The sequence below is a fragment of the uncultured Actinomyces sp. genome, assembly GCF_963526355.1.
Taxonomy (GTDB): domain Bacteria; phylum Actinomycetota; class Actinomycetes; order Actinomycetales; family Actinomycetaceae; genus Actinomyces.
This window is the reverse complement of the sequence record NZ_CAUROW010000158.1, coordinates 1-3,345: the sequence shown is the minus strand read 5'-3', so window position 1 is coordinate 3,345 and position 3,345 is coordinate 1. Positions and strand designations below refer to the sequence as shown.

At 67.8% G+C, this 3,345-nt stretch carries 3 protein-coding genes and 1 pseudogene; all 4 read right to left on the bottom strand.

All coding sequences use genetic code 11. From position 1 onward, the window contains the following. Positions 1 to 113 (bottom strand): annotated as a pseudogene (locus RWR81_RS13115) (DNA-binding response regulator); the annotation flags it as partial. Between the two features lie 77 nt (positions 114 to 190). Then, a complete protein-coding gene (locus tag RWR81_RS13110; protein ID WP_314458156.1) occupies positions 191 to 1,366 on the bottom strand; it encodes a sensor histidine kinase in 1,176 nt (391 codons plus the stop codon). Between the two features lie 22 nt (positions 1,367 to 1,388). Next, positions 1,389 to 2,117 (bottom strand): ABC transporter permease, encoded by a 729-nt coding sequence (locus tag RWR81_RS13105; protein ID WP_314458157.1) that lies wholly within the window; start codon positions 2,115 to 2,117, stop codon positions 1,389 to 1,391. 155 nt (positions 2,118 to 2,272) lie between these two features. Continuing rightward, positions 2,273 to 3,265, bottom strand: coding sequence for an ABC transporter ATP-binding protein (locus tag RWR81_RS13100; RefSeq protein WP_314458155.1), 993 nt, complete (start codon positions 3,263 to 3,265; stop codon positions 2,273 to 2,275). Positions 3,266 to 3,345: the final 80 nt, after the last annotated feature.

The following is a 3,345-nucleotide window of genomic DNA, read 5'->3' as shown; positions in this document are numbered from 1 at the left end:
TCGTTCCCGTTCCCGACCTGGGCGACGACCTCGATATCGGTCTCCAGGGCGAGCAAAGCGGCCAGTGCCCCGCGCACCATGGCCTGGTCATCGGCCAACATCACTCGGATCATCGCTCAGCTCCGTCCACTCAAGGTTCCTCAGCGCCAACGACACGAGTGCTCGCCGGAGTTCGGGGTGCCCGACCGGCTCACCGGCTCGCGTCGGGCGCCATAGGTGAGGATAGACGGCGGGCGCTCACCCTCAGAACCGTGCCGGTGCCACCGGAGGGCGTCTCCATGGTGAGGTCGGCACCGTTGTCCTCACAGCGCTGGCGCAGTCCCTCCAAGCCGTGACCGTCACCGGTGCAGGCCGAGTTCAGTCCGATACCGTCGTCGGCCACCTCAATGGAGTCGGCGCTCAGCGTCACCCTGCAGTGCGAGGCGTGGGCGTGGCGCACGATGTTGGTGACGCCCTCGCGCACCACCCAGGCGAAGAGCTCGCGCAGCTCGGGATCCACGATCTCGACGGTCAGCGGCAGGTCGGCGCGGACACCGGCAGAGGTCAGGACGTTGGTGGCGCGAGCCAGCTCGCCGGCCAGGCTCAGCTCGCGGTAGCTGTTGACGGTGGCGCGCACGTCGGCCAGGGCGGAGCGCGCCAGGGACTGAACCTCGGTCAGCTCCGCCTTGGCCTGATCGGGGGCGGCATCGACGAGCCTGGTGGCGAGCTCGGTCTTCAAGGCGATGACCGTCAGCGAGTGTCCCAGGATGTCATGCATATCCCGGGCCATGCGGTTGCGCTCCTCATTGATCTCCAACTCATGAGTGCGCCGATCCAGAATGCGGGCCACCCGCCGCTGCTCCATGATGTAGCGCCCGAAGACGCAGGCGCCGCCCGCACCGAGCAGAGCGATCCAGGTGCCTTCACTTGCGGACCAGGAGGGACTCATCCTGGGAACGAGGAACAGTGTGCCGGCGAGGATCGCGATGGGGCCGATGGACGCCTGCCAGGGCAGGGAGAAGGCCAGGACAACGGTCAGGAAGACCACCAGCTGCCGGCTCTGAGGGCCCACGCCGAGGGCAGCCCCGATCGCTGTGAGCGCGCCGACGACGATGAGCAACAGACTCAGGCGGCTGGGCCAGGTCAGGCCCTGGCGCACCCGTCTCACGCTGAGCGAGCAGGCGGCGTACAGGCATGCGCAGGAGACGATGGCACTGGCGGTGCCCCACACCCCGCCGCTGGATCCTCGGGTCAGACCCTCCCTGACGACCGGAACCATGGAGGCGGCCCACACGATGCCCCAGCCGACTACGATGCCCCAGCCGACTGCCACACCGCGGGTGCGGCGAGCCCGCGCCTCGTCGGGGGACAGGGCGCGGGCTTTCATGACCCTGATGGTACTCACGGTCTCACACCCGGGCGGTGTCTCGGCTCATCTTCCAGGCGGCCCCGCCCAGGAAGACGGCGAGCCAGGTCAGCACGTTGACCACCCACCACCAGGAGAAGCTCTCTGCGCCCATGGGCCACAGCGCCAGGTTGTGCAGCCCGTACATGGGGGTGAAGCTGCCGATGCGATCCATGGTGGAGCCCGGTGTCAACGGCATGAACATGCCGCCGAGGAAGGCGAGCAGGGCCATGAGCGGGCCGACCACCTGCATGGCGTTGTCCGAGGGGAGGAGGTAGCCGACGAACAGTCCGAAGGCGACGAAGACCAGGGAGCCGAGCCAGATGATGAGAGCCGAGGAGATCCAGGCCCTCGCAGGCATCTGCGCGTGTCGCACGGGGCCGCAGGCGTAGACGGCGCCGATGGCCAGGGCGCTGATGAGCATCCCCACGATCGCCTTGGCGGTGATGTAGGCGATGGGCTTGAGCGGGGTCAGACGCAGCTGGCGGCTCCAGCCCGAGGCCCGCTCGTTGCTCACAGCCGCTCCGGCTCCAGTGGTGGTCATGAGGGCGCCGTACAGGGCCATACCGATCATCATGTTCGCCACGACATTGCCGTTGCCGTAGGGCGTGGCGGAGTAGTCGGCGGTGGTGAACATGAGGAAGAAGGCCACCGGAAGAACGATCGAGAAGATGACGGACCGACGGTTGCGCAGGCGCCGGCGCACCTCAAGCGACAGCAGAGGAAGGCTCAACCCTCCCAGCGGTGGCGCGGTGCGGGAGGACAGATCGAGGCGGTTGACTACTGATGAGGCGGAGGAGGACGAGGAGGACTGTGAAGAGGACATTGCGGTTCCGGTGGAGGACGTGGGCGGGAGGGTGACGGTGCTGCTGAGGAGGACGGAACGGCTCATGCTGACGCTCCGGCACTGGGGGTGGAGGCGCTGTTGCTGGTCAGGACCATGAAGGCGTCCTCCAGGCCGCGGCTGGTGATCTCCAGGTCCTTGGCGAGGTGCTCGCTGAGGAGGAGCGCGGCAACGGAGTCGGTGTCGGTCGAGCTCAGGGTGAGCGTGCTGCCCAGGATCTCGACGTCGTGGACCTGCCCACGGAGCTGCGGATCGGTCAGGGCGCCGCGCAGCCTTTCGGGAGCGCAGGTCAGGGTGGCCCTCAGGGAGCGACCGCTCACAGAGGCGCGGATCTCCGCGGCGGTACCGTCGGCAATGATGCGCCCATGACGCATCAGGACGATCCTGTCGGCGAAGGCGTCGGCCTCCTCAAGGTAGTGCGTGGCGAAGACGATGGTGCGCCCGCGCTCGGCATCGGTGTGGATGGCCTCCCAGAAGCTGCGGCGCCCCTCGACGTCCATGCCCGTGGTCGGCTCATCGAGGATGAGCAGCGCCGGATCACTCACGAGCGCCATGGCGAAGCGCAGGCGCTGCTGCTGGCCTCCGGAGCACTTCTTGACGATGCGCGAGGCGAAGTCGGTGACACCGGCGCGGCGCATGGCCTCCTCGGCGTCGATTCGATGGGAGAAGAGACTCGCCGTCAGCTGCACCGTCTCACGCACGGTGATTTCGGGCAGGAGGCCGGCAGTCTGCATGACTGCGGCGACCAGGCCCCGGTCGACTGCCTGGCGCGGGCTCATCCCGAAGACTCTCGCATCGCCGCTGGTAGGACGGCTCAGTCCCAGGATCATGTCGATCGTCGTCGTCTTGCCCGCGCCGTTGGGGCCCAGGAGGGCGACGACCTCGCCGGGGCTGATGGTCAGGTCGACACCGTCGACGGCGGTGACGTCACCGAAGGACTTGTGCAGATTGGTCAGTCGGACGGCGTCCAAACGGTCCGTCCGGGGGAGTTCCGGGACGGGGGCCTCCTGGCCGGTCCGAGGTGTTGTTGTGCTCATGGCTCAAGAATCGTCCCGCGTCGGCTGCGGTCCATGGCCCATCGGTCACTACTTGCTCATGACATATCTCAGGGGTCGCC

Coding starts and splice junctions, on each gene's coding strand:
- RWR81_RS13100 (WP_314458155.1), bottom strand. CDS start 3,265: ATGAGCACAACAACACCTCGGACCGGCCAGGAGGCCCCCGTCCCGGAA.
- RWR81_RS13110 (WP_314458156.1), bottom strand. CDS start 1,366: ATGAAAGCCCGCGCCCTGTCCCCCGACGAGGCGCGGGCTCGCCGCACC.